This window comes from Trinickia violacea, assembly GCF_005280735.1.
Classification (GTDB): domain Bacteria; phylum Pseudomonadota; class Gammaproteobacteria; order Burkholderiales; family Burkholderiaceae; genus Trinickia_A; species Trinickia_A violacea.
Genome location: NZ_CP040077.1, coordinates 2,485,761 through 2,512,262, shown reverse-complemented (window position 1 = coordinate 2,512,262; position 26,502 = coordinate 2,485,761). Strand labels below are relative to the sequence as shown.

The following is a 26,502-nucleotide window of genomic DNA, read 5'->3' as shown; positions in this document are numbered from 1 at the left end:
GAGTGAGTGTGGCGAGTACGACGGGAGCGCCTCAAGCCGCGCCGTCGGGGATGAAGACGTAGCCGAGGCCCCAGACGGTCTGGATGAAGCGCGGGCTGCTCGGGTCGGGCTCGATCAGCTTGCGCAGACGCGAGATCTGCACGTCGAGGCTGCGGTCGAACACTTCGTATTCACGGCCGCGCGCGAGCTCCATCAGCTTTTCGCGTGACAGCGGCTGACGCGGATGGCGCGCGAACACCTTGAGCACGGAGAACTCGCCGGTCGTGAGCGGAATCTCCTGTCCGGACTTCGTGAGCGTGCGCGTGGCGAGATTCAAGGCGAATTCGCCGAACTCGAAGACTTCGGTCGTCTCCGACGGCGCGCCCGGCAGTTCGGACGGCGACTGGCGGCGCAGCACTGCATGAATGCGTGCGACGAGCTCGCGAGGATTGAAAGGTTTCGGCAGGTAGTCGTCGGCGCCCATTTCGAGGCCGACGATGCGATCGACGTCTTCGCCCTTGGCGGTCAGCATGATGATCGGCGTGCGGTCGTTGCTGCCGCGCAGACGCCGGCAGATCGACAGGCCGTCCTCGCCGGGCAGCATGAGGTCGAGCACGAGCAGATCGAAACGCTCGCGAACCCAAAGTTTGTTCATCGACGGCGCATTTTCGGCGACGTAGACATTGAAGCCTTGTTCGCCGAGATAGCGCCGCAACAGGTCGCGCAAGCGCGGATCGTCGTCGACTACGAGGATTTTCGAGGGGTTTTTGGTTTCCATGGTCGGCATCTTAGCGCGATTAGAAAGGTGAGCGCGGGCGCGGGATTTCTGGGGTTACAGTCAGTTACAAAATTTACCTGGCATGTGGCACGGCGTAAAGCATGCTTGCGTACACTCCTTTACGGAACCCGGCCGTTCGGTAGATACTTCAATCCATATCACCCATTTCACATCATCCGATACACCCGACTTTCTCAGCGGGTTCGCACAAGTAATTCGAGGTAGCCGGTTGCCGCACGACGAAGGGAACAAGATGACCGGAGGGGTTTGGCCGAATGCGCGCATCAAAATGGTCGCGCTAGCTTTGGCCGGCGGTCTTGCCAGCGCGGCCAGCCCGGTTTGGGTTCACGCCGAGTCGTTCAGCGAACATCCTTCCCAATGGCATCAGGCAACTCGCCGCAAAGTGGCTCAGCCCGTCCGTGCGGATCACCCCGTACCGCCTGATCACTCCGCGTCCGACGCCATCGTGCGTGCGGCCGTCCCACCCGATCTCGATCGACAGCGCCGCGACGGCCACATGACGCCAGAAGAGCGCCGCCTTCTGCGCCAACATATTGAAGACGCTGTACGCGAGCTTTACAAGCGCTGATTCGATTCAGCGGATATGGCGCATTTCGATTCGAAAATTTCAATTCGCAAACGTTTGGCTGCGCGAATTGAATGCCTGTCGTCATCGAAAAATTTCGTAGCAATTTCATCGTCAACTTAACGGCGAAACGCGCCGTTGAGTAGCACAATTCCCGTAGCGATTCGTGCGGTCCGGGCCAGACTATCAATCAGATGTTCTGAGCGACAGACGATGAAAATCCAATCCGCTTTGACGATCAGGCTATCGGTGACCGTATGCGTCCTGGCGCTCGCGGCCGGACTCTCGGCGCTGACGGTGCGCGACGCGCAAGCGCAAGCCGCGAGCGCCGTTCATCCGCTCAAGGCGAAGCGTCACAAAGCGCACGTCGTCGCTCCCGACGGTCCCGATCAGGCGCTTCTCGACGCGAACGACGCGCGCTTTTTCCTGACCCGCGTGGGTTTCGCGCCCGACTCCAACGAAGTCGCGCAATACGTTGGCCTCTCGCGCGAGCAGGCGGTCGACAAGGTGCTCGCGGGCGCGCGCACGCAAGCCGTCACACCATTGCCGGTCTGGGCCGGCGAGCCGATTCCGACGCGCGCCGAGCAGAAGGAATGGACACCCGACGAGCGCCGCGCCGAGCAGCAGACGCGCGGCCAGCGCTACGAAGCGCTGCGCGCGTGGTGGGTCCGCGAGATGGTGGTCACGCCGTCGCCGCTCACCGAGCGCATGACGCTCTTCTGGCACAACCACTTCACGTCGGGCCAGGACAAGGTCGGCTATCCGCAGGTGATGCTCGCGCAGGACGAGCTGTTGCGGCGCGAAGCGCTCGGCAACTTCGGGGTGATGCTGCACGACGTCGCGAAAGACCCGGCGATGCTGCTTTATCTCGACGGCGCGAGCAATCGCAAAGGCAGACCGAACGAAAACTTCGCGCGCGAGGTGATGGAGCTCTTCACGCTCGGCGAGGGCCACTATTCGCAGCGAGACGTGTCGGAAGCCGCGCGTGCGTACACCGGCTGGGGCGTCGATCCGGACACGCAGGCATTCGTCTTCCGGCCGCAGTTGCATGACGACGGCTTGAAGACGGTGCTCGGCCAAACGGGCCCGCTCGACGGCGACCAAGTGCTCGACATCCTGCTCGCCCAGCCCGAGACGGCGACGCTCGTGGCCACCGAGCTTTGGCGCGAATTCGTCTCCGAGACGCCCGATGTGGCGCAGATCGAGCCGATCGCCGATCGCTTCCGGGCGAGCCACTACGATATCAAAGTGGCGCTGCGCGGGCTGTTCCTTTCCGATGCGTTCTGGAACGAGGACAACCGCGGCGTGCTGGTGAAGTCGCCGGTTGAGTTCGTCGTCGGGACGCTGCGCGAATTCGACGTGGCCTACGACGGCACCGAGCCGTTCGCCGGCGCCATTCGGAACTTCGGTGAAAACCTGTTCTATCCGCCTAACGTGAAGGGGTGGCCGGGCGGGCAGACGTGGATCAACAGCTCGACGCTGCTCGCACGCAAGCAATTCGTCGAGCAGCTGTTCCGAGCGACCGAAGCGGGTAAGCCGCATCCGATGAAGATAGGCGGGGCCGCCCTAGGCGCGGCCGGCTCGGGTGCGGTCGGCGCTGGCGGTATGAGCACGGCCGGTGGCGGCATGCTTGCCGCAAGCCGAACCATGCCGGCGGCCAGCACGCAGGCGCAGAAAGCGATGGCCAAAGCCGGGCAGGGCGGCATGCGCTTCGACCTGGACGGCTGGCTCGCGCAATTCGGCGCCGCGCCGGGCGGCAAGCCCGGCTTGTCGGTCGAGTTGCAATTGCAGCATGCGGTTTTGCCGATTCCGCCTGTCGATGCGATCGATACCGATTCGACCGGCAGCGCCTATCTCGAGGCGTTGTTGATGGACCCGGCATATCAGCTCAAATAAGCCCGTGCGCGCGCTCGGCGAGCACGTACACGAAACGAGCGACAACGATGGAAACGCCGCGGCCGAGTGTGGGCACGCCGCGTGCGACGCGACAATCGAACGAGGTGCAGCATGAAGAGACGCGATTTTCTGGCGACAACCGCCGCGACCGGCGTTTCGCTTTGGTTGCCTAAGTCGTTCGCCGGCGAGCCGCCGCGCAATGCCGCCGGCGCGTCGCCGCGAACGTACCGCAACCTGCTGATCCTCGTCGAGCTCAAGGGCGGCAACGACGGGCTGAACACCGTCGTTCCCTACGCCGATCCGGCCTACCGGACGCTGCGCAAGAACATCGGCATCAAGCGCGAGCAGCTGATTCAGCTCGACGATCGCACTGCGCTGCATCCGTCGCTGCAATCGATGATGCCGCTTTGGCAAGCCAAGCAATTGGCGATCGTCCAAGGCGTCAGCTATCCGCAACCGAACCTGTCGCATTTCCGGTCGATCGAGATCTGGGACACGGCGTCGCGCTCCGACGAATATTTGCGGGAAGGGTGGCTGACGCGCGCATTCGCGCAGGCGCCGGTGCCGTCGACGTTCGCGGCCGACGGCGTGGTGATCGGCAGCGCCGAAATGGGCCCGCTGACGAACGGTGCGCGTGCGATCGCGCTCGTGAATCCAACGCAGTTCGTGCGCGCCTCGCGTCTTGCGACGCCTGTCTCGCTGCACGAACGCAACCCCGAGCTCGAGCACATTCTCGACGTCGAGAACGACATCGTGAAAGCCGCCGACCGCTTGCGGCCCGCCGTCAACGGTGCGGCGCGCGACGGCGAGTATCAACTGAAGACGGCCTTTCCCGGCGGCGCATTCGGTACCTCGATCAAGACGGCGATGCAGGTGCTCGCCGCCTGCGATACGCCGCAGGGACGGCCGAAAGCCGGGCAGGGCGTCGCGGTGATCCGCCTGACCTTGAACGGTTTCGACACGCACCAGAACCAGCCCGGTCAACAGGCGGCCTTGCTCAAGCAACTGGCGGACGGCTTCGCGTCGATGCGCGCGGCGCTGGTGGAACTCGGGCGCTGGGACAATACGCTCGTCGTGACCTACGCGGAGTTCGGCCGGCGCCCGCGCGAGAACGAGAGCAACGGCACGGATCACGGGACCGTCGCGCCGCACTTCGTGACGGGTGGACTCGTGCGCGGCGGACTTTACGGCGTGGCGCCCGATCTCGCCCGGCTGGATGGAAACGGCAATCTGCCTGTCGGGGTGGACTTCCGGCAGATCTATGCGACCGTGCTCGGGCCGTGGTGGGGGCTCGACGCGTCGAGCGTGCTGGGACAGCGCTTCGAGCCGCTGCCGTTGCTGCGGGTCTAGCGCCGCGCCGCGCAACGAGCGCCGGCTAGCCTTTGCGCGCCGCGCGCCACGCGATCCACAGCTTGCGGATCGGCGTCAACGCGATGCGCTGGTGCAGCACCTGGTAGCCGTCGCGTTCGATTTCTTCGAGCACGGACAGCGCAAGCGCGATTTGCGCGCGCAGCGTACGCTGCGTGCCGCGCTCGGCGATCGGAATGCCGGCCAGCGCCGCCTTCAGCGCGTCGCGCGCACGGCTCGTTTGAAAGCGCATCAGTTCGGTGAACGCCGCGCTGTATTTCCGGTTGATCAGATCGGCCGCCGTCACCTGATAGCGCTGCAGTTCGTCGATCGGAATATAGATGCGGCCATGGCGCGCGTCATTGCCCAGCTCCTGCACGAACTGCGCGAGCATCAGCGCATTGCCGATCGGCTTGGCCCATCGCTCGGCGCTTAGCGGATCGCGCGCCGTGGCACGCGCGACCGTCCCCGCGAAGGTCCCGCCGACGTGCTCGATATAGCGGCGCAGATTCGGAAAATCGAGGTAGCGCGCCTGATCGAGATCCATCTCGAAGCCGGCGACGAGCGCTTGCAGCGCGCCTTCTTCCGCCCGCACGTCGCTGCAGTGCGCGGCGAGCGCGAGCGACACCGGATGCGACGGCTGTCCAGCGGCCAGCGCCGCCGTCTCCTTTTGCCACCACGCGAGCTTGGTGCGGCCGACGGTCGGGTCGCTCGTTTCCTTCACGGTTTCTTCGAGCTCGCGGCGCAGCGCGAAGAGCGCGGTGAGAAGAGGCTGGCGCGCGAGCGGCGCCTGGCGCAGCGCGTAGTACGCGCTCGAGCCGGGCGGCGCCGCTTTTTGCTGGCAATATTCGTCGAAATTCACTTGAGCGGGGACTTGGAGGATGCGGATTGCGCCGCAAGAGGCACGATGTCGCTTTGCGGGCAGTCGGGGATTCTAGCATCGAGGCGTGTCGAGAGTTGCAGACAACGCGGTGTGAATCAGTTAGAATCTCGCGCTTGCACTTTTCGATGCGGGGGTTTGACCGACCCGCTTGTCCGGCCCGCGAGGGGCGGGCGCGAGCACCGAAAAGCGCGCCATACAGCGGACGCCGCGTGCAATGCGTGGCATCCGGTTGCGAGGGTGGCGAAATTGGTAGACGCACCAGGTTTAGGTCCTGACGCCCGCAAGGGTGTAGGGGTTCGAGTCCCCTCCCTCGCACCACGACTTCTGTCGGTCGAAATACTCCGCTTGTCCCCTTTATTGGATTTTGCAAGGCCCGCGCGCCTCATGCGCGTGTGGCTTGTGCTGTCTGCTTCTTCCTGCGATTCCAGTTGGCGAACGTGATCCGCGTGGTTTTTCCGCGTGGCGCAGCATCGCGTCAAATTGGTTGCGCGCGCAACTAATTTGACCTATTCTGCTCCGGTCGAAGCACTGTTCTCACGTGCTGCACGCGAAGCGTGCGAGCTTTGCATGGGACCCGAGTAGGCGCTAAAGCGCTAACTCTGATCGACAGGAGATCGAGATGGATGTTGCGGAACCCGCAAACCAGGCCGCCGACGAGCGCACATTGCGCGTGCAATTGGCCGGCACCTACCGCATTTTCGCGATGCTCGGCTGGACCGAGCTGATCTACAACCACATCACCTTGCGCGTGCCCGGCCCCGACACGCACTTCCTGATCAATCCGTTTGGTCTGCACTACACGGAAGTCACCGCGTCGAATCTCGTCAAGATCGATCTCGACGGACGCGTGGTCGGCGAATCGACGCATCGCGTGAACCCGGCCGGTTTCGTCGTGCATGCGGCGATTCATCGGGCGCTGCCGGACGCGCATTGCGTCATGCACACGCATACCACGGCGGGGCTCGCCGTCGCGTGCTCGGAGGCCGGCCTCGAGAATTCGAACTTCTATTCCGCGCAGCTCGAAGGGATGGTCGCGTATCACGACTTCGAGGGCATCACGGTACGTGCCGACGAAGGGCCGCGCCTCGTCGCCAACCTCGGCGACAAGCGGCTTCTGATTCTGCGCAATCACGGTCTGCTGGCGATCGGCACGACGATCGCGCAGGCGTTTGCGCGTCTGTGGACGCTCAATCGCGCGTGCGAGATTCAGCTTGCGACCGCGGCGCTGGGCCCCGCCCGGCACATCACGCCGGAGGTCGCCGCGCGCTGCACGCGCGACTCGCTGCAATTCGATCCGAAATTCGGTGCGGGCCAGGACGTGCTGGACGCGCTGCTGCGCCAGGTCGAGCGCATCGATCCGTCTTACAAGGAGTGACAGTCATGGCGCCACAAGCAGGTCAGGCAATGCGGACGACCGTGGTCGGCGCAGGGGCGATCGGCGGATTGCTCGCCGCGGCGCTCGCGCGCGCCGGACACGACGTCAGCGTGCTCGCGCGCGGCAAGACGCTCGCGGCGATACGCGCAAACGGCATTCGCATCGTCGACGGCGACAACGAGACCAGCGTCGCCGTCGACGCGAGCGACGATGCCGCGGCACTGGGCGTGCAGGACTGCGTGGTGATCGCGCTCAAGGCGCAGGCGTTGCCGGACATCGCGGCGAGCCTGCGTCCGCTCGTGGGCCCCGACACGACGATCGTGGCGGCGATGAACGGTTTGCCGTGGTGGTTTCTCGACGGCGTCGATGGGCCGCTTTCGGGGCAAACCATCGAGGCCGTCGATCCGAACGGCGTGGTGTCGGCCGCCTTGCCTTGTGCCCAATCGATCGGCTGCGTGGTGCATTTGTCGTCGTCTTCCGATGCGCCTGGCGTGATCCGGCGCGGGCGCGGCAACCGGCTGATCGTCGGCGCGTCGCGCGAGCCGCTCGTCGAGCGTGCGCGGGAGCTGACGTCGGCGCTCGCGGCCGGAGGCTTCGACGCGGTCGAATCGGGCGACATTCGCACGGAGATCTGGGCGAAGCTGTGGGGCAACATGAACATGAATCCGCTCTCCGCATTGACCGGCTCGACGGCCGATCGTCTACTGGACGATCCGCTCACGCATGCGCTCGTGCTGAGGATGATGGAGGAGGCCGAGGCGATCGGCGCGCGGCTCGGGTTGTCGACGGGCATGACGCCGCCCGAGCGCGTCGCTGTGACACGCAAGCTCGGTGCGTTCAAGACCTCGATGCTGCAGGATATGGAGGCCGGGCGGCCACTCGAAATCGAGCCGATACTCGGCGTGTTTCCGGAGTTGGGCCGCAAGCTTGGCGTTCCAACACCCTACTGCGACGCCGTGCTCGGTCTGCTGCGGCAACGTGCGGCGAATAGTGGGTTATGACCGGCGAGCCGGAGTTGAATCTTCAAAGAAAAAGCGCGCCGAGGCGCGCTTTTCTATTGTGCGAACGCTGCGTCAATCGTCATGGGTCAACGCTCTCGCGATCACCTTGTTGAGCGCGTTCCCGAACGCTTCGCGTTCTTTCTCGTCGAGGCAATCGAACAAATCGGCGTTCCACTTGCGCGCGATCGGCATGACCTTGCGATAGAGCGCGCGGCCTTCTTCCGTCAGCGAAATGAGCACGACGCGGCCGTCTTCGACGCTCGTTTCCCGCTCGACCAACCCGCGCTTGATCAGCGCCTCGGCGGCCCGGCTTGCCTGACTCTTGTCGAGGTTCGCATGCTTCGCGAGGTTCATGATCGAGAACGGTCCGAACGAACCGACCGATGCAATCACGCGCGCTTCCGGAAGCGTGATGTCGAGCTTCGTCTGATAGAGCTCGCTAATTCCGCGGTCGGACAACTTGTTCAGCACATGCATGCGATAGGTCAAGAACTGATCGAGCCCGGCTTTGGCGGCGGCCTTCATAGTGCTCCCGTTGGTCGTCTTGGTGGATGCGGCTAGCGATGGAATTGTTGCTGCATCCGGTTGGCCGGTCAACGCACTATTTCGCGAACGTCACGCACCTCATGAACCGTACTTCAAGCGCGTGAGCTGCTCGGCCTCGTTCGCAAGCAGCCGCGCAGCGTCGCGAATCGCAACCTCGAGCGTGATCGGACCGGGCGCCGGCGAGAAGCAGCCAGTGAAGTGCTCCGACAGCCGAGGCAGCGCGGCCGCGTCGACTGCGCCCGACAAGAGCGTCGCCGCCACGCCCGCCGCGCGCGCGTGGCGGCAGGCGATGTAGGGCGCCTTGCCGTGCAGGGTCTGCACATCGGAGCGGCCCTCGCCGGTGATGAGCCAGTTCGCGCCTTCGAGGGCGGCGTCGAGCCCGACCTGCGTCGCGACGACCTCCGCGCCCGGCTCGAAGTGCGCGCCGAGCAGGTGCAGCGCGAAGCCCAGCCCGCCCGCTGCGCCCGCGCCGGCCTGATTGCGCACCGTGCGCCCGAGCGCGGGCTCGATCAGATCGGCAAAGCGGGCGAGGACGCGATCGATCGCTGCGACCTGTTCCGGCTTGACGCCTTTCTGCGGACCGAAGATGGCGGTGGCGCCGTGCTCGCCCGTCAGCGGATTGTCGACGTCGGACATGCCCACGAACGACGCCTGCGCCAGCCGCGGATCGAGATTCGACACATCGACGCGAGCGAGCCCGGCGAGCTGGTCGGGCGTCGGCGCGAGCTCGCGCTCGTTCGCGTCGAAGAACTTCACGCCGAGGCCGGCCAGGAGGCCCGCGCCGCCGTCGTTGGTGCTGCTGCCGCCGAGCGCGACGAAGAACTTGCGCACGCCGGCGTCGAGCAGCGCGCGAATCGCTTCGCCCATGCCGCGCGAGTCGCGCGCCTCGACCGGCACGCTCATACCGACTTCGTCGGTGATGCCGACGATCTCGGCCGTCTCGACGATCGCGCTGCCGTCGGGCAAGAGCCCGGTGGCGGCGTCGCGTGCTGCGTCCGATGCGCCGCGCACGCGCAGGACGCGCCGTTCGCCGCCGCGCGCGAGCATCGCGTCGAGCGTGCCTTCGCCGCCGTCGGCCATCGGACACAGGCGCACCACGGCGTCCGGTCGCGCGCGCCGGATGCCGTCAGCGATGGCTTGCGCAACCTGCTCGGCGGAGAGCGAGCCTTTGAAGGAATCGGGAGCGATGACGACGACGGGCGAGGGCGTTGGATTCGACATGGTGTCTCTGGATTGATTGGAGTTGTTGCAAAACGAGGCCGGCGCAGCGTTGGACGCGGTTGCGACCTCGTGCGCTAGCTTATCAGCCGCACAGGCATCCCCGAATAAGCCGGACGGCATAGCCGCAATTGCCGCTATATTGCGCGCCGCCGGCCGGTTTGATTAGCCCGCAAGAGGTAAAAACAGTCGGAACAACGCTCGATTCCGTGCGCGCTATGCGTGCGAACTCTGAATCTGGGCTTGCCGGATGAATAGTTTGCTAGAATATTCGATTCTTCCGATCCAAACCGTGCTGCCCGCAGCAAGGGAAGCGGGCGAAAAGCCGGTGACGAGTCCGAGTAGTCCGAGACTAGGCGGTAACCGTCAGAGGCAAATAGCAGGAAGGCGGCGAGAACGCCGCCCGCGAGAAACCTGCCCGAGCGATAGACGAAAGACGTTGGGTAATGCCCGGGTGGCGGGTTTGCGACGCATGCGGCGCGCCAGGTTTTGCCTGGTGGCGCAACGCACATGCGAACGCCCCGCCGCCGCGCAAAATCCAGCGCGATACATCGGCACGGCGCGGTATAGATAACTGATTCGCTTGAATAATTTTAGGACGATTGAAGCCATGGCTAACGTTGTAGAAAACCTCGGCAAGCTCGAACGCCGCGTAACGATTTCCCTGCCGAAAGAGGTGGTGCAGAAGGAAGTCGATTCGCGTATCCGCCAACTCGCGAAGAACGTTCGCATGCCGGGTTTCCGCCCTGGCAAGGTACCGCTCAAGATGGTGACGCAACAGTACTCGGGCCAGGTCGAGGCCGAAGTGCTGAGCGACAAGGTCGGCAAGCAATTCTTCGACATCAGCCGCGCCGAGAACCTGCGCGTGGCGGGCCAGCCGAGCTTCAGCCCGAAGGAAGGCGCCGGCGACGAAGCGTTCGCGTTCGACGCCACGTTCGAGGTCTATCCGGAAGTGAAGCTGGGCGATGTGGCAGCAGCGGAAATCGAGCGCACCGTGACCACGATCTCGGAAGCCGAAGTCGACCGTACGCTGGACATCCTGCGTAAGCAGCGCGTGCACTTCCACGCGCGCGGCGAAGCCGGCGAGCACGGTGACGGCGGCGCGGACGTCGCGGCACAAGAGGGCGATCGCGTGACGGTCGACTTCGTCGGCAAGATCGACGACGTCGCGTTCCAAGGCGGCAGCGCCGAGGACTTCGGCTTCGTATTGGGCGAAGGCCGCATGCTGCCCGAGTTCGAAAAGGCGGCAACGGGCCTGAAGGTCGGCGAAGCGCGCGAATTCGACCTGACGTTCCCCGAGGACTACCACGGCAAGGACGTGGCGGGTAAGACGGCGCAATTCACGATCACGATGAAGAAGATCGAATGGCCGCACCTGCCGGAGATCAACGAAGAATTCGCGAAGTCGCTCGGCATCGCCGACGGCGATCTGACGAAGATGCGCGCCGAGATCAAGGAAAACCTCGCGCGCGAAGCGAAGCGCCGCACGCAGGCCATCGTCAAGAATCAAGTGATGGACGCGCTCCTGAAGATCGCCGAACTCGACGTGCCGAACGCACTGATCGAACAAGACCAGGAGCGTCTCGTCGAGATGGCGCGCCAGGATCTCGCACAACGCGGCGTGCCGAACGCGGCCAGCGCGCCGATTCCTGCGGAAATGTTCAAGGAGCAAGCCGAGCGCCGCGTGAAGCTCGGCCTCGTGCTCGCTGAGCTCGTGAAGGAAAACAAGCTCGAAGCGAAGCCTGAGCAGATCCGTGCCGAAGTCGACGAATTCGCGAAAAGCTACGAAGACCCGAAGGAAGTCGTCCGCTGGTATTATTCCAACCAGCAACGCCTGGCTGAAATGGAAGCGTACGTCGTTGAGAGCAACGTCGTCGAATTCGTGCTCGGCAAGGCCAAGGTGACGGACAAGGAAGTGAGCTTCGAAGCGCTGGCAAGCGCAACGGCGCAAGCGCAAGCTTAAGCGTCGATGCAACGGCGTGCCGGCTGTCGGAGCGACGGCCCGCACGCCATTTTTTTCTGTTGTGGCGTGGCGTGCAGTGTCTGCCGCAGAGTCGCTCGCCGCTTTGCTTGGCCGTCAAGACTAATTCCGAACAAGGACCCATTGCATGACCTCACGCGCTCAATTGCTGGACACGTTGGCCTCCCACGCGCCGCGGGATCTGGAAGCGCAGGCGCTCGGGCTCGTTCCGATCGTCGTGGAAACGAGCGGCCGAGGCGAGCGTTCGTACGACATCTACTCGCGGCTCCTGAAAGAGCGCATCGTCTTCATGGTCGGCGAAGTGAACGACCAGACAGCGAATCTCGTGGTTGCGCAGTTGCTGTTCCTCGAAAGCGAAAACCCGGACAAGGACATCAACTTGTACATCAACAGCCCGGGCGGTTCGGTATCGGCCGGGATGGCGATCTACGACACGATGCAGTTCATCAAGCCGGACGTGTCCACGCTGTGCATGGGTCTTGCCGCAAGCATGGGCGCGTTCCTGCTGGCTGCGGGCGCGAAGGGTAAGCGCTTCGCGCTGCCGAATGCGCGCGTGATGATCCACCAGCCGCTGGGCGGTGCGCGCGGTCAGGCGTCGGACATCGAAATTCAGGCGCGCGAGATTCTCTATTTGAAGGAAAGGCTTAACCAGTTGCTCGCGCACCACACCGGGCAGCCGGTCGAGCGCATTGCGCGCGATACCGACCGCGATAACTTTATGTCGGGCGACGACGCGCAGGCTTACGGGCTCGTCGACCAAGTGATGCACAAACGCCCTTGATACCGTCGGCATTCGTCCCTAAATAGGGCGAATGCCGACTCAAGCGGCGCCATGAAATAGTCGATAATAGGTCTGAGCGCCGGCGGCAAGACGCCGTCATACGCACGTTTCGCCAATATGTACCGACCCCGAATTTGGAGAGGTCGGGAAACGGCGTACCATGTCATTCGAGTGTCCGGAGGCTCATATATCCATGGCGGACAAGAAAGGTTCGAACAGCGAGAAGCTGTTGTATTGCTCGTTTTGCGGCAAGAGCCAGCATGAGGTCAAGAAACTGATTGCAGGCCCGTCGGTCTTCATCTGCGATGAATGTATCGATCTGTGCAACGAGATCATTCGCGACGAAGCAGCGGGCGCGGGTAGCGACACGGGCCTGTCCAAATCGGACTTGCCGAGTCCGCAGGAAATTCGCGACATCCTCGATCAATATGTGATCGGGCAGGAACGCGCGAAGAAGATTCTCGCTGTGGCGGTCTACAACCACTACAAGCGGCTCAAGCACCTCGACAAGAAAGACGACATCGAGCTGTCGAAGAGCAACATTCTCCTGATCGGCCCGACCGGTTCGGGCAAGACGCTGCTTGCGCAAACGCTCGCGCGCCTTCTGAACGTGCCGTTCGTGATCGCGGATGCAACGACGCTGACCGAGGCCGGCTATGTCGGCGAGGACGTCGAAAACATCATTCAGAAGCTGCTCCAGAATTGCAACTACGAAGTCGACAAGGCGCAGCGCGGTATTGTCTACATCGACGAAATCGACAAGATCAGCCGCAAGTCCGATAACCCGTCGATCACCCGCGACGTGTCGGGCGAGGGCGTGCAGCAGGCGCTTCTGAAGCTCGTCGAGGGCACGATGGCGTCGGTACCGCCGCAGGGCGGCCGCAAGCACCCGAACCAGGATTTCATTCAAGTCGATACGACCAACATCCTGTTCGTCTGCGGCGGCGCGTTCGACGGCTTGGAAAAAGTCATTACCGACCGTACGGAAAAGACCGGCATTGGCTTCGGCGCAACCGTGAAAAGCAAGCAGGATCGCGACGCGGGCGAAGTGCTTCGCGAAGTCGAGCCCGAAGACTTGATCAAATTCGGTCTGATCCCCGAATTGATTGGTCGCCTGCCGGTCGTCGCGACGCTCGGCAAGCTCGATGAGGCCGCCCTGATGAAAATTCTCGTCGAGCCGAAGAACGCGCTCGTCAAGCAATATCACAAGTTGTTTGCGATGGAGCGCGTCGAGCTCGAGATTCGGCCGGCGGCGCTGCAGGCCGTGGCGCGCAAGGCGATTCGCCGCAAAACGGGCGCACGCGGGTTGCGCTCCATTCTGGAACAGGCATTGCTCGATGTGATGTACGAGTTGCCGGCGATGAAAGGGGTCAGCAAGGTCATCATCGATGACAATGTCATCGACGGCGACGGCAAACCGTTATTGATCTATGAGGACGCGCCGAAAGTGGCGGGTTCCAACTGATCGGCTTTCGGTGAGTTTCATAAAAAAGCCGTTCATGGCAACGTGGGCGGCTTTTTTCGTTTATCTTGTGGGTGACACTGACTGTTTATTGACTGCACTGAATTTTTCCCACTCGCGATGGCTTGCAATACGTAGCGCTGGCCTCAATTACTGAAAGAACTGATTCCACTCATGGGGAAACGAAATGTCAGGAACCCAACTCCTTCCTTCGGAGCGCACCACGCTCCCGCTGCTGCCGCTGCGAGATGTCGTCGTTTTCCCGCACATGGTGATACCGCTGTTCGTCGGCCGCCCGAAGTCGATCAAGGCGCTCGAGGTGGCGATGGAGGGCGGCAAGCACATCATGCTTGTTGCACAAAAGACGGCGGCCAAGGATGAGCCGACCGAAAAAGACATGTACGAAGTGGGATGTATCGCGAACATCCTGCAAATGCTGAAGCTGCCCGACGGCACGGTGAAAGTGCTCGTCGAGGGTCTTCAGCGTGCCAAGACGCTGTCGATCGAAGAGCAGGAGACGCAGTTCTCTTGCGAAGTGATGCCGCTCGAACCCGACCACGCCGACAGCGCGGAAACGGAAGCACTGCGCCGCGCGATCGTGTCGCAATTCGATCAGTACGTGAAGCTGAACAAGAAGATTCCGCCGGAGATTCTGACGTCGCTGTCGGGTATCGATGAGGCTGGCCGCCTGGCGGATACGATCGCCGCGCACCTGCCGCTCAAGCTCGATCAAAAGCAGCACATCCTCGAAATGTTCCCGGTTGTCGAGCGCCTCGAGCATCTGCTCGCACAGCTCGAAGCCGAGATCGACATTCTCCAGGTGGAAAAGCGCATCCGTGGGCGCGTGAAGCGTCAGATGGAGAAGAGCCAGCGCGAGTACTACCTGAACGAGCAAGTCAAGGCGATCCAGAAGGAACTGGGCGAAGGTGAAGAGGGCGCGGATCTCGAAGAGCTCGAGAAGCGCATCAGCGCCGCGCGCATGCCGAAGGAAGCCAAGAAGAAAGCCGATGCCGAGCTGAAGAAGCTCAAGCTGATGTCGCCGATGTCGGCTGAAGCGACGGTCGTGCGCAACTACATCGATACGCTGATCGGCCTGCCGTGGCGCAAGAAGAGCAAGGTCAACAACGACCTCTCGAATGCAGAACGCGTGCTCGACGAAGATCACTTCGGTCTCGAGAAGGTGAAGGAACGCATTCTCGAGTACCTCGCGGTGCAACAGCGTGTCGATAAGGTGAAGGCCCCGATCCTGTGCCTCGTCGGGCCTCCGGGCGTCGGCAAGACGTCGCTTGGCCAATCGATTGCGCGCGCAACCAATCGCAAGTTCGTGCGCATGGCGCTCGGCGGCGTGCGGGACGAAGCCGAGATTCGCGGTCACCGCCGTACCTACATCGGTTCGATGCCGGGCAAGATTCTGCAGAGCCTGACCAAAGTCGGCGTGCGCAATCCGCTCTTCCTGCTCGACGAAGTCGACAAGATGGGCATGGATTTCCGCGGCGATCCGTCGTCGGCGTTGCTCGAAGTGCTCGATCCGGAGCAGAACCATACGTTCGCCGATCACTACGTCGAGGTCGATTTCGATCTGTCGGACGTGATGTTCGTCGCGACGTCGAATTCGCTGAACATCCCGCCGCCGTTGCTCGACCGGATGGAAGTCATCCGCTTGTCCGGCTACACGGAAGACGAGAAGGTCAGCATTGCGCAGCGCTACCTGCTGCCGAAGCAGAAGAAGAACAACGGCCTGAAGGAAGGTGAGATCGAGGTCGCGGAAGAGGCGATTCGCGACATCATTCGTTACTACACGCGTGAAGCGGGCGTGCGTTCGCTCGAGCGTGAAATCTCGAAGATCTGCCGCAAGGTCGTGAAGATGCTTCTGCTGAAGAGGGCGGAAGGCGCGGTGAAGGTCGACAGCAGCAATCTCGACACCTTCCTCGGCGTGCGCAAGTACGACTTCGGACTCGCGGCGAAGGAAAACCAGATCGGTCAGGTCACGGGTCTCGCTTGGACGGAAGTCGGCGGCGATCTGCTGACGATCGAAGCGGCCGCGATGCCGGGCAAGGGCAACGTGATCCGCACGGGTTCGCTCGGCGACGTGATGAAGGAGTCGGTCGAGGCTGCGCGCTCCGTGGTGCGTTCGCGCTCGCGCCGTCTTGGCGTGAAGGACGAGGCGTTCGAGAAGCAGGACATCCACATCCACGTGCCGGAAGGCGCAACGCCGAAGGATGGTCCGTCGGCCGGTATCGCGATGACGACCGCGCTGGTGTCGGTGTTGACGGGTATCCCGGTGCGTGCCGATGTCGCGATGACGGGCGAAATCACGCTGCGCGGCGAAGTGCTGCCGATCGGCGGCTTGAAAGAAAAGCTGCTCGCAGCGCACCGCGGCGGCATCAAGCTCGTGCTGATCCCGGAAGAAAACGTCAAGGATTTGACGGAAATTCCGGACAACGTGAAGAACGCGATCGAAATCGTGCCGGTTCGCTGGATCGACAAGGTGCTCGAACTCGCGCTCGAGCGGGTGCCCGAGCCGTTGCCCGAAGAGGAGCCGAAAGCGACGCCCGTCGCCGAAGCGGCTACGGATGCCGGCGCTGCCGAAGTCGTGAAGCACTGAACGACAGTCGTTCTGGACCGAAAGCCCGGGGCTTGCCCCCGGGCTTTTTTTGTGTCGACCCAAGTTGGCGCTTTAGCGCTTACTTGGGTCCCATGCAACGCTGTCAAACAAATCTAAAAAAGGTATTCCAAATCCGGCGCAACCCTTGTTGACAGGGGTGTTTCGTCCACTTCTAATGGGCAGGCTCAGCGCCTGCTGTGCTCTATTCTCCCGCGCCTGATGGCGCTTTTTTCATGATTGCCCAACAACCATTCTCGGGGGCTTGGAATGAATAAGACGGAATTAATCGACCACATCGCGCAACAAGCCGACATTTCGAAAGCGGCAGCGGGACGTGCGCTCGATGCGGTGATTGGAGGAGTCAAAGGCACGTTGAAGAAGGGCGGCTCGGTAACGCTCGTCGGTTTCGGTACGTTTGCCGTCGGCAAGCGCACGGCGCGCACGGGCCGCAATCCTCGCACCGGCGCGGCGATCAAGATCAAGGCAGCAAAAGTTCCGAAGTTTAGGCCTGGCAAAGCTCTGAAAGATGCGCTAAACTAGCGGGCTCGCTGGTTGACGAGGTTTGCTTCGGTCGTTAGCCAGCGCTTGCGAAACACGGGATGGGTGCTTAGCTCAGTTGGTAGAGCGGCGCCCTTACAAGGCGTAGGTCGGGAGTTCGAGCCTCTCAGCACCCACCATTCCGTTTCGCCCGCGACGGTACAGCGCGTCGTCCGGTAGTGCTAGAAACCCGCAAGGCTATTGGCTCTGCGGGTTTTTTATTGTCGTCGTAATCGGACATGGCGCGGATGCGTTGGCGCATTCGAACACGGCAAACACTTCGTTCTACGTGGGATCGAGTTGATCCAGTTCATGGATCGGATGTATGGGTCGGCCAGTGCGGTCCGAAGCCGACAAAGGCTTCGACGCAGTCCCCTTTTCGTCGTATACTGCTCGTTTCCCCGAGCGGATGCCTCGAAAGAAGGCTAGACGCAAAGGGCGACTCGCTCACGTTGCAACGCAGCGCGCAAGTTCAAGGAGTGGTAGTTCAGTCGGTTAGAATACCGGCCTGTCACGCCGGGGGTCGCGGGTTCGAGTCCCGTCCACTCCGCCAGTCTGCCTAGAAGGCGAACTTCGGTTCGCCTTTTTTTCTGCCCGCTGTTGTAATATCGGGCGTTTTGTCAAACGCATTCCTTCACGCATGCTCGACTTCTTTCGCAATCACAAGCGCCTGATGATGTTCATGCTCATCCTCGTCATCGTGCCGGGGCTGGGCTTCGTGGGCATTCAGGGTTTCCGTGGGTTCTTCGACGAAAGCGCGAATGTCGCGAGTGTCAACGGACGCAAGATCACGCGTGTCGAGTATGACAACACGTTGCGCCAACAAATCGATCAGGCGCGCCAGATGCTTGGCGCCCAATTCGACATGAAGATGATCGATACGCCCGAGCGTCGGCAAGAGATTCTGGATAGCTTGATTCAACAGCGCTCGCTCGCCGACGAGGCGCAACGCGAGCATCTGACGGCATCCGACGATGCCGTGCGCCGTGCGCTGCTCGCTGACCCGGTGATTTCGTCGCTGCGCAAGCCGGACGGTTCGATCGACGTCGACCGCTACAAGCAATTGCTCGCGATGCAAGGCATGACGCCGGAGCTATACGACGAGCGTGTGCGCTACGGCCTCTCGATGGAGCAGATTCCGGATAGCATCCAAGCGAGCGCATTCACGCCGAAGAGCCTCGCTCAGCATCTGGCTGACATCGCTTCGCAGCAGCGCGCCGTGCAGGGGTTGGTGCTGCGCGCGAGCGACTATGCGTCGAAGGTGCAGCCGACCGACGCTCAACTCGCGTCCTACTACGACAGCCATCGCAACGATTTTGCAACACCGGAAACGGCGACGATTCAATATCTCGTGCTGTCGCCGGCGACGCTTGCTGCGTCGGTCCAGCCGAGCGATGCCGACTTGAAGAAGTACTACGACGACAACATCGCCCGCTACGAGACGCAGCCGCAAATGCGCGCGAGCCTGATCCTGATCTCGGCGCCGCAAGGCGTGAGCGCGGATGAGAAGGCAAAGGCCAAGCAAAAGGCCGATGCGTTGCTCGCCGAGGTCAAGGCGCATCCCGACCAGTTCGCGAAGATCGCGGAGCAGAATTCGCAAGATCCGTTGTCGGCAGCGAAGGGTGGCGATCTCGGCTACTTCGGCCCGAAGATGATGGCCGGCGGCGCCGCGTTCGACGATGCCGCATTCAAGCTGAAGAAGGATGAAATCAGCGATGTGGTGACGACCGATGTCGGCTACCTCATCTTGAAGGCGACGGACGTCAAGCCGTCCCTGACGAAGCCGTTCGACTCGGTGAAGGACGACATCGTGAAGGACTTGAAGACGCAACTCGCTGCCAAGACGTTCTCGGACGACTCCGACGGCTTCACGTCGACCGTCTACGAGCAGGCAAAGAGCCTGCAGCCCGCCGCCGACAAGTACAAGCTGCCGATCCAGACGGCGACCGTCTCGCCGAAGCCCAACGCAACGATGCCGCCGGATAGCCCGTTGAACAATGCGAAGTTCCTGGCCGCCGTGTTCGCGAGCGATTCGGTGAAGGACAAGAACAACACGCAGGCGATCGATGTCGGCAACAGCACGTTGATCGCCGCACGCGTGACCGACTACAAACCGGCCGCGGTACCGGCGCTCGACACGATCAAGGACGCGGTGCGGCAGAAGTACATCGCCGAACAGTCGGTGGAATTGGCGCGCAAGGACGGCGCGGCGAAGCTCGCCGACTTGCAGAAGTCGAAGTCGACCACGGGTTTCTCGCCTGAAGTGAAAGTGTCGCGCGCTGACGCGCAAGGCGTGCCGCCTGCCGTGTTGAGCGCCGTATTCAAGGCCGATGCGCAGAAGTTGCCGGCGTACGTCGGCGTCGATCTCGGTGCTGACGGCTATGCGATCTATCGCGTGAACGCTGTGCTGCCGGGTCCGGCGATCGATCCGCAAAAGCTCGCGGCTGCCCAGCAGCAGATTGCGCAGGCGAACGCGCAATTGGAGATGCAGGCGTATATCGATTCGCTGCGCGCGCGCTCGAAGGTCAAGCTGTACGGCAATCTCGGTTCGTCGCAGAGCGGCGGCGAATGATCTTCGGTCCAAGCGCTTCGTTAGAGGCGCTTGCGATCGCGGCACGCTATAAAAGAAGGTTCTTCACGACTCGACGTGAAGAACCTTTTTTATTGCCGTCCGTTCAGCGAATCGGATCCGGCGTGATAGGCGCAAAATGTCGGCGTTTCGTAATACTTCTTACCGAGTCGCCGGGTGCAATAACGGCTTGAGTGTCGGCCACACGTTATTCAGCAGTGCCGGTTGTGCCTGCTGCGTCGGATGAATTTGATCGGCTTGGAACATCTCCGGTTTGTTCTCGATGCCGGCGAGCAGAAACGGCACCAGCGGCACGTGCATTTCCTTCGATAGCGTGCCGTAGAGACCGTGGAACTTCTGCGTGTAGTCCAGGCCGTAATTCGGGGGGACGTACATCCCGATCAGCACGACTTTCGCGTGTCCTTGGCGCGCCTGTTCGATGATCGTGCGCAGGTTGTCTTCGGTCGTCGAAAGCGGGACGCCGCGCAGCGCGTCGTTGGCGCCGAGCTCGACGATCACGATGGAAGGCTTCAGGCGCTCCATCAATTCGGGCATGCGGGCGCGTCCGCCGCTCGTGGTGTCGCCGCTGATGCTCGCGTTCGCGACGCTATAATCGATTCGCTCATCCGCAAGACGCTGGCGCATCAGCGCCACCCAGCCGGTGTCGCGCGGCAGCCCGTATTCGGCCGAGATGCTGTCGCCGAGCACGACGATCACAGGCTTGGCGGGCGCGCCATTGGCGGCGAGCGCGGCATGCACGGCCGCCGGGCCGAACGCGGTGCCGGCAAGCATGGTACAAAGCGTGGCGCACAATGCACGGCACGCGGAACGCCGCTTGCTCGATGAGCGGGGGCGCAAATTCAATCGACGCTTCTTCATGCTGAAAAATACCGATCCGATCATTGAAGTGCGGGGTTTGTCCAAGAGGGTCAAGGATGCCACCGGCGAGCTGACGATTCTCGATGATATCCACTTGTCGATCATGCCGGGCAGCAGCGTGGCGATCGTCGGCGCGTCGGGCTCGGGGAAGTCGACGCTGCTCGGCTTGCTCGCGGGGTTGGACAGCGCGAGCTCGGGCTCGGTTCGGCTGCTCGGCCATGAACTGACGACGCTTTCGGAAGACGAGCGGGCGGGCTTGCGAAACGGCTCGGTCGGCTTCGTGTTCCAGTCGTTCCAACTGATGCCGCATCTCACGGCGCTCGAGAACGTGATGCTGCCGCTCGAGTTGCAAAGCGGGATGTCGGCGCGCGATGCGTCGTCGCGGGCGCGCGAGCTGCTCGAGCACGTCGGCTTAGGGAAGCGGACGACGCACTATCCGAAGCTGTTGTCGGGAGGTGAGCAGCAGCGCGTTGCGCTCGCGCGCGCATTCGTCACGCATCCGGCGATTCTCTTCGCCGACGAACCGACAGGCAGTCTCGACGCCGCGACCGGTCACGCGGTGATCGATTTGATGTTCAAGATGAATCGTGCGAATGGCGCGACGCTCGTGCTGGTGACGCATGATGTCGAGCTGGCGCGTCGCTGCGATACGACGGTGACGATCGACGCGGGGCGCATCGTTTGAGCGGCAAACATAAGACGGCGCTCTCGATGAGCGCCGATACGCTACGGGCGAGGGCCACGCGGCTGCCTCGCCCGCTACTCGTCGCGCGCTAGAAAGAACGTCAGCGCTTGAGCGCCGCGCGAGCGCGCGCGATCAGCGCCGACGTCGACGAATCGTGCTTCTTCTCGTCGACCGATGCGGCAGTCAGATCCGCTTCGACGACCTTGCCCAAAATCTTCCCAAGCTCCACGCCCCACTGATCGAAGGGGTTGATATTCCAGACCGATGCCTGCACGAGCACCTTATGCTCGTAGAGCGCGATCAACGCGCCGAGGGAGCGGGCAGTCAGCGCGTCGAGCAGCAGGGTCGTCGTCGGGCGGTTGCCGGGGAAGACCAGGTGCGGCACGAGCTCGGGCTTGTCCGGGCCGGCCACCTTGTGCGCTTCCTCGAGCGTGCGTCCGAGCATCAGCGCTTCGCTTTGCGCAAAGCAGTTCGCGAGCAGCTTCGGATGATGACTCGCGAGCGGATGCTCAGGCGTGAGCACGGCGATGAAGTCGATCGGCACGATCGTCGGGCCCTGGTGCAGCATCTGGAAGAACGCATGCTGGCCGTTGGTGCCCGGCTCGCCCCACGTGACCGCGGAGGTCGGATAGTCGACGAATGCGCCGTCGAGCCGCGCGGACTTGCCGTTGCTCTCCATCTCGAGCTGCTGCAGATAGGACGGCAGAAAGTGCAGCGCTTCGGAGTATGGCGCCACCAGATAGCTCTGCGAGCCGAAGAAGTTCCGATACCAGATGCCGATCAGTCCCATCAGCACCGGCAGGTTGCGTTCGAGCGGCGCGTTCTTGAAGTGCTCGTCCATGTCGTTGGCGCCGGCCAGCAGTTCGTCGAACTGATCGGGGCCGATCGCGATCATGATCGACAAGCCGACCGCCGACCAGAGCGAATAGCGTCCGCCGACCCAGTCCCACATTTCGAACACGTTCTCCTTCGCGATGCCGAACTTGACCACTTCGTTCGGGTTCGCCGACACGCCGACGAAGTGCTTCGCCAGCGCGCTCTCAGGACAGCCTTTGGCGATGAACCAGTCGCGCAGCGAAAGCGCGTTGGTCATCGTTTCGAGCGTCGTGAAGGTCTTCGAGACGATGATCGCGAGCGTTTCCTCCGGGTCGACTTGTTCGAGCACGCGCGCGAGATCGGCGCCGTCGACGTTCGAGACGAAGTGCGTGGCGATCTCGGGCGTCGCGAGATGATGCAGCGCGTGGACGACCATCTTCGGCCCGAGGTCCGAGCCGCCGATGCCGATGTTGACGACGTGACGAATGCGCTTGCCGGTGTAGCCGGTCCAATGCCCGTCGCGCACTTGGTTCGCGAACGCGGCCATCTTCGCGCGTTCGGCAGCGACTTCCGCGTGGAACGGGGCGCTCGCGCTCGTCGCGCGCAGCGCGGTGTGGAGCGCCGCGCGGCCTTCGGTCGGATTGACGATTTCGCCCGCGAACATCGCGTCGCGGCGCGCCTCGACGCCCGCTTCGCGCGCGAGCGTCACCAGGAGGCGCAGGGTTTCGTCGGTGATGCGGTTCTTCGAGAAGTCGGCGGCAAGGCCCGCGCCTTCGAACGTGAAGCGCTCGGAGCGCGTCGGCGAGGCATCCTGGCCGGCCGCGAACCAGTCGCGCAGGCGCGCGTCGCGAATCTGTTCGTAGTGTGCTTGCAGCGAGGACCAGGAGGGAAGCGTATTCAGCGTCATAAACTGTCCGTCTTACGAAGGGGCTCGAAGGGAGGACCGCGCATCCGGCTTGGCGCGCGGTCCGTCGTCGTGAAGCAGCGCTGCGCCGCGCACGCTCTCGTGCTTGGATCGTGCTTGGATGGATCGTGCGTCCGAAGCGCGGGCTCGGGACGCGGTCGATGTACGGCGCAGTCGGTCAGTATAGCGGCGTCGTGTGTCGGCGCGCATGCCTCGATGGTGAACGGCGTGCACTTGGCACGGGGAGCATGCGCCGTGCCGCTGCGTTCAAAAGGATCGTCAAGCGGGCCGCGAATAAATCAGTCGATTGAGCAGTTCACGCACGACCGGCGCGAGTTCGCCCGCCGTGAGGCCCGCCGGGCCTTGCCCGCGTTCGGTCAGGGTATCGGCGGCGAGGCCGTGCAAATAGGCGCCCGCCAGTGCCGCCTCGTACCGCGGCAGCCGTTGCGCGAGCAGCGCGCCGATGATGCCGCCTAGCACGTCGCCCGTGCCGCCCGTCGCGAGCGCCGCGCTGCCCGTCGGATTGATCGCGACGCGGCCGTCCGGCGCGGCGATCACCGTGCCCGCGCCTTTGAGCACGATCACGCTCGAAAAGCGGGTCGCGAGCGCGCGTGCGGCGGCGAGCCGGTCTTGTTGGATCGTCGCGGCGTCGCATCCCAAGAGGCGCGCGGCTTCGAGCGGATGCGGCGTCAGCACGCAGGCGTCGCCGGCCATGCCGCGAGCGGCAACGCAGGCGGCCAGCTCCGCTTCGCGCGCGACGAGATTGAGCGCATCGGCGTCGATGAGCTTCGGCACATCGAGACGCAACGCGCGGCCCAGCGCCTCGGCCGCGCGTCGTGTGTCGCCCATGCCGCAGCCGATCGCGAGGGCGTCCATTGTGTCGAGGCGCAGCGCGTCGGCCGAGTGCAGCATCAGCTCCGGATGCGGCGGATCGTACGCCGGGCCGCCGACGCCGATGAACGCGACGTGCACCTTGCCCGCGCCGGTATAGAGCGCGGCGCGCGCAGCGAGGATCGGTGCACCGCACATGCCGGTGTCGCCGCCGACGACGGCCAGGCTGCCGAACGTGCCCTTGTGGGTGGCGTGCGCGCGGGCGGGGAAAGAGGGGGCGAAGAGCGCCGGCGCATTCAGGCGGATCGGGCCGGTCGCGCCCGTGTTCAGGTCGACGTCGAGGCCGATCGGCGCGACGGTCACCGCACCCGCGAGATCGCGGCCTGACGCCGTGTAGAGCCCCGGCTTCGCGCCGATGAACGTGATGGTCTCGGTGGCCGTTACAACCGCGCCTGGGCCGACTGCATTGCCGGTGTCGCTGTCAAGGCCGCTAGGGACGTCCAGCGCCAGCACGCGGCCGGAAGCCCGCGAGCGTTCGCTCAGGCGCTCGGCCACTTGCGCGAACACACCTTCGAGCGGCCGAGCGAGGCCGATGCCGAACATCCCGTCGACCAGCCAGCCATAGGCATCGAAAGACGCTGGCGGTGCGGCCGAAATCGGTACCCCAGACGCGCGCGCGACGCTCAGCGCCCAGCGCGCGTCGTCCGGCTTGACTTCGACAGGCATGAACACTTCTACGGCGATGCCCGCGCGATGCAGCTCGGCTGCGGCAACGAGCGCGTCGCCACCGTTGTTGCCCGGCCCGGCGACGATCCAAATGGGGCGATGTTCGGCCGACGAGCCGTCGTGCGTTGCGCGATCGGCGAGAAAACGCGCGGCGGCCGCGCCGGCGCGCGCCATCAGCGTGTGCGCGGGAAGTGCCGCTTCGGCTGCCTTTTCGAGCGCGCGAAGTTCGGCGACGGTGTAAAGCGGCAGGGGCCGGTCGTGAGGGGACAGGAGCGGCTGTGAAGCCGAATCGAGCGGAGCGGTAGCGGTCATGTCGAGCGGCGCCATCGGGGACAAGCGGGGACACGTGCGAAAAACGCCTCCGGCTGGGCCCAGTTGAAGCAGGGTGCCCCCGGACCGGACCTGGCTGGTGCCTCAGGTCCGCGAGCCGGGTTGCCGCCGAAACCGCACGGTCAGCTCGCGAAACGATCGGGGCGGAGCGCCGCGAGCGTATCGGGCGGCATGCTGGGCGCGTTGCCGGAAACAAGATCTGCCACCACTTTAGCAGACCCGCACGCGAGCCCCCAGCCGGCTGGCCCGTGGCCGAAATTGACGAAAAGCCGCGGATGCAACGCTTGTCCGACCACCGGCAGGCCGTCCGGCGAGAGCAGCTTCACGCCTTCCCACGCGAGCGCCGCCGAAATTTTGGCGGCGCCGGGAATCCAGTCGTGCGTGGCCTGGCCGAGGAGCGTCAGGGCGGCTTTCGTGAGCGGTTCGGCAAGCGGTTTGGTGCTCTCCCGCACGCCTTGCATCACGGCGCCGCCCGCGATGCGCAGGCGCTGGTTCATGCGCGACATCGTGATGCGTTTGATCGCGTCGACGACGGCCAGATGCGGCGCGCGTTCTTCGTAGGCGATCGGCGCGGTCAGGGCGTGCAGCCGCAACGGGTGCAGCGGCAAGTCGAGCCCGAGCCGCTGGATGAGCGGGAGACTGCCCGCACCGGCGGCAACGACGATGGCGTCCGCGGCGATCACGTCTACCTCGCGCGAGTGTGCGGACTCGCCTTCGCGGGGCGCGAGCTCGACGGCAGCGCGTTGATTGTCGACACGGATCGCCGTGACGCTGCGGCCGAACTTGAACTCGACGCCGCCGTTTTCGTCGAGCACCTGCTTGACGAGCTTGGCGAAGAGCGGGCAGTTCGCCGTGCGCTCGGTCTCGAACAGCACGCCGCCCGCGAATTCGGGCTCGGTCGGCACCGAGTGCTCGACGGCCGCGCATTCGGCCGGCGTCAGCACATGATGTTGCATTTCGAATTCGCGCAGCAGGTCGAGCGCGCTTTGCAGCTGTTCCCATTCACGCTGATGGCGCACCACGTGCAGCACACCGCTTTGCTGTTCGAATTCGAGCTTGAAGCGGTTCTCGATATCGGCGATCGCCTCGCGCGATGCGTCGATGAGCGGCTTCAGGCGCAGGCAGTGTTCGCGGAACGCGTCGGGCGCTTGCAATTGATCGAGCCGGCGCATGAAGCGGCGCGCGCCCGAGTTGAAGCCAGGCTTGAACACGATGCCGCTTTTCGGGGCACGCCGGCTTTGCATGAAGGTCGGGCCGAACCAGACGTCGAGCGGTGTCGGCAGCATCGCGCCGCCGTGCCCGTAGGTCGCGCCTTGCGCGACGGTCGCGTGGCGCTCGACGACGCACACGCGGTGCCCAGCCGCGCGCAGCTGATATGCGGTGGCGACCCCGACGATCCCGCCGCCAATGACAATGACATCCATGACTGATTCGATGCGAAGGAGCGCGAGGCGCGCTTCCTGATTCCCGCGTTCGCGTGACGTGCGGCGCTCTCACGAGGTGGCGCGCCGACGGATGAAGCCGTGCATGATACCGCCAAACGCACCCGGCCGGTCGCGCGGACGGCGGCGGGCGTGGCGTGCACGCGTCGCCCGGCGCGGGGCGACGCGCGTCGAGATCAGGGCCGGCCGGCGGCGCCGGGGTGTTGTCCGCGCGCTCGAGACCGCCCGGCAAGCCGCGTCGCGCCACGCGTCCTAGGCCATTCGGCCAGCTTTTCGGGGGCCACTTCCAGGTATAATCTCGGTCTTCCTTTCGCCTCACGTCGCCCCCACGCGCGACTCATCGAC

Annotated in this window: 20 protein-coding genes and 3 tRNA genes; 15 read left to right on the top strand and 8 right to left on the bottom strand. The window is 63.8% G+C overall.

Features of this window, described 5'->3' with window-relative positions; genetic code table 11:
- Positions 1-31: 31 nt before the first annotated feature.
- On the bottom strand, positions 32-766 hold the full coding sequence (gene ompR, locus FAZ95_RS11385) for an osmolarity response regulator transcription factor OmpR (protein WP_437437699.1): 735 nt from the start codon (positions 764-766) through the stop codon (positions 32-34).
- A gap of 220 nt (positions 767-986) precedes the next feature.
- On the opposite strand from ompR, the gene FAZ95_RS11380 reads away from it, so the two are divergent.
- From FAZ95_RS11380 to FAZ95_RS11370, 3 genes are all read left to right on the top strand, one after another.
- Positions 987-1,346: a hypothetical protein gene (locus FAZ95_RS11380; RefSeq protein WP_437437698.1), complete on the top strand. Its 360-nt coding sequence runs from the start codon at positions 987-989 to the stop codon at positions 1,344-1,346.
- A 210-nt stretch (positions 1,347-1,556) separates the two neighbouring features.
- A complete protein-coding gene (locus tag FAZ95_RS11375; protein ID WP_137332546.1) occupies positions 1,557-3,239 on the top strand; it encodes a DUF1800 domain-containing protein in 1,683 nt (560 codons plus the stop codon).
- Positions 3,240-3,350: 111 nt separating this feature from the next.
- Positions 3,351-4,589, top strand: coding sequence for a DUF1501 domain-containing protein (locus FAZ95_RS11370; protein WP_137332545.1), 1,239 nt, complete (start codon positions 3,351-3,353; stop codon positions 4,587-4,589).
- 25 nt (positions 4,590-4,614) lie between these two features.
- On the opposite strand, the gene FAZ95_RS11365 is transcribed toward FAZ95_RS11370, so the two are convergent.
- Positions 4,615-5,448 (bottom strand): squalene/phytoene synthase family protein, encoded by an 834-nt coding sequence (locus tag FAZ95_RS11365; protein WP_137332544.1) that lies wholly within the window; start codon positions 5,446-5,448, stop codon positions 4,615-4,617.
- A 252-nt stretch (positions 5,449-5,700) separates the two neighbouring features.
- Between FAZ95_RS11365 and FAZ95_RS11360 the strand changes: the two genes are divergently transcribed.
- From FAZ95_RS11360 to FAZ95_RS11350, 3 genes are all read left to right on the top strand, one after another.
- Positions 5,701-5,787: transfer RNA gene (locus FAZ95_RS11360), tRNA-Leu, on the top strand.
- Between the two features lie 301 nt (positions 5,788-6,088).
- Positions 6,089-6,844 (top strand): class II aldolase/adducin family protein, encoded by a 756-nt coding sequence (locus tag FAZ95_RS11355; RefSeq protein ID WP_137332543.1) that lies wholly within the window; start codon positions 6,089-6,091, stop codon positions 6,842-6,844.
- Positions 6,845-6,849: 5 nt separating this feature from the next.
- Complete coding sequence (locus FAZ95_RS11350; protein WP_254699672.1) at positions 6,850-7,845, top strand: 2-dehydropantoate 2-reductase; 996 nt, start codon at positions 6,850-6,852, stop codon at positions 7,843-7,845.
- A 72-nt stretch (positions 7,846-7,917) separates the two neighbouring features.
- On the opposite strand, the gene FAZ95_RS11345 is transcribed toward FAZ95_RS11350, so the two are convergent.
- Together FAZ95_RS11345 and FAZ95_RS11340 are read right to left on the bottom strand one after the other, a co-directional pair.
- The gene (locus FAZ95_RS11345) at positions 7,918-8,370 is read right to left on the bottom strand and encodes a MarR family winged helix-turn-helix transcriptional regulator (protein ID WP_137332542.1); all 453 of its coding nucleotides are present in this window, start codon (positions 8,368-8,370) and stop codon (positions 7,918-7,920) included.
- 99 nt (positions 8,371-8,469) lie between these two features.
- Positions 8,470-9,612, bottom strand: a complete 1,143-nt coding sequence (locus FAZ95_RS11340) for a glycerate kinase (RefSeq protein ID WP_137332541.1) — start codon at positions 9,610-9,612, stop codon at positions 8,470-8,472.
- Between the two features lie 607 nt (positions 9,613-10,219).
- On the opposite strand from FAZ95_RS11340, the gene tig reads away from it, so the two are divergent.
- The 8 genes from tig to FAZ95_RS11300 all read left to right on the top strand — a co-directional run bounded on the left by tig (position 10,220) and on the right by FAZ95_RS11300 (position 19,547).
- Positions 10,220-11,572 carry a trigger factor gene (gene tig / locus FAZ95_RS11335; protein WP_137332540.1) on the top strand — a complete coding sequence of 451 codons (1,353 nt, stop codon included), beginning with the start codon at positions 10,220-10,222 and terminating at the stop codon, positions 11,570-11,572.
- Positions 11,573-11,717: 145 nt separating this feature from the next.
- Positions 11,718-12,371, top strand: a complete 654-nt coding sequence (clpP, locus tag FAZ95_RS11330) for an ATP-dependent Clp endopeptidase proteolytic subunit ClpP (protein WP_136896416.1) — start codon at positions 11,718-11,720, stop codon at positions 12,369-12,371.
- A 193-nt stretch (positions 12,372-12,564) separates the two neighbouring features.
- Positions 12,565-13,836 carry an ATP-dependent Clp protease ATP-binding subunit ClpX gene (clpX, locus tag FAZ95_RS11325; RefSeq protein ID WP_137332539.1) on the top strand — a complete coding sequence of 424 codons (1,272 nt, stop codon included), beginning with the start codon at positions 12,565-12,567 and terminating at the stop codon, positions 13,834-13,836.
- A gap of 184 nt (positions 13,837-14,020) precedes the next feature.
- Positions 14,021-16,438, top strand: coding sequence for an endopeptidase La (lon, locus tag FAZ95_RS11320; protein WP_137332538.1), 2,418 nt, complete (start codon positions 14,021-14,023; stop codon positions 16,436-16,438).
- 267 nt (positions 16,439-16,705) lie between these two features.
- On the top strand, positions 16,706-16,978 hold the full coding sequence (locus FAZ95_RS11315; RefSeq protein WP_007585907.1) for an HU family DNA-binding protein: 273 nt from the start codon (positions 16,706-16,708) through the stop codon (positions 16,976-16,978).
- A 61-nt stretch (positions 16,979-17,039) separates the two neighbouring features.
- Positions 17,040-17,115, top strand: a tRNA-Val gene (locus FAZ95_RS11310).
- A 336-nt stretch (positions 17,116-17,451) separates the two neighbouring features.
- Positions 17,452-17,528 (top strand) — tRNA-Asp (locus FAZ95_RS11305).
- 87 nt (positions 17,529-17,615) lie between these two features.
- Complete coding sequence (locus FAZ95_RS11300; RefSeq protein WP_137332537.1) at positions 17,616-19,547, top strand: SurA N-terminal domain-containing protein; 1,932 nt, start codon at positions 17,616-17,618, stop codon at positions 19,545-19,547.
- Between the two features lie 159 nt (positions 19,548-19,706).
- Here FAZ95_RS11300 and FAZ95_RS11295 read toward each other — a convergent pair whose 3' ends face one another.
- On the bottom strand, positions 19,707-20,336 hold the full coding sequence (locus FAZ95_RS11295) for an arylesterase (RefSeq protein WP_137332536.1): 630 nt from the start codon (positions 20,334-20,336) through the stop codon (positions 19,707-19,709).
- An 85-nt stretch (positions 20,337-20,421) separates the two neighbouring features.
- Between FAZ95_RS11295 and FAZ95_RS11290 the strand changes: the two genes are divergently transcribed.
- Complete coding sequence (locus FAZ95_RS11290; protein ID WP_137332535.1) at positions 20,422-21,108, top strand: ABC transporter ATP-binding protein; 687 nt, start codon at positions 20,422-20,424, stop codon at positions 21,106-21,108.
- A gap of 100 nt (positions 21,109-21,208) precedes the next feature.
- Here the strand turns inward: FAZ95_RS11290 and pgi are convergent, their stop codons facing one another.
- The 3 genes from pgi to FAZ95_RS11275 all read right to left on the bottom strand — a co-directional run bounded on the left by pgi (position 21,209) and on the right by FAZ95_RS11275 (position 26,139).
- The gene (pgi, locus tag FAZ95_RS11285) at positions 21,209-22,831 is read right to left on the bottom strand and encodes a glucose-6-phosphate isomerase (RefSeq protein WP_137332534.1); all 1,623 of its coding nucleotides are present in this window, start codon (positions 22,829-22,831) and stop codon (positions 21,209-21,211) included.
- 276 nt (positions 22,832-23,107) lie between these two features.
- Positions 23,108-24,697 (bottom strand): NAD(P)H-hydrate dehydratase, encoded by a 1,590-nt coding sequence (locus FAZ95_RS11280; RefSeq protein WP_137332533.1) that lies wholly within the window; start codon positions 24,695-24,697, stop codon positions 23,108-23,110.
- A gap of 140 nt (positions 24,698-24,837) precedes the next feature.
- On the bottom strand, positions 24,838-26,139 hold the full coding sequence (locus FAZ95_RS11275) for an FAD-dependent oxidoreductase (protein WP_137332532.1): 1,302 nt from the start codon (positions 26,137-26,139) through the stop codon (positions 24,838-24,840).
- Between the last annotated feature and the right edge of the window lie 363 nt (positions 26,140-26,502).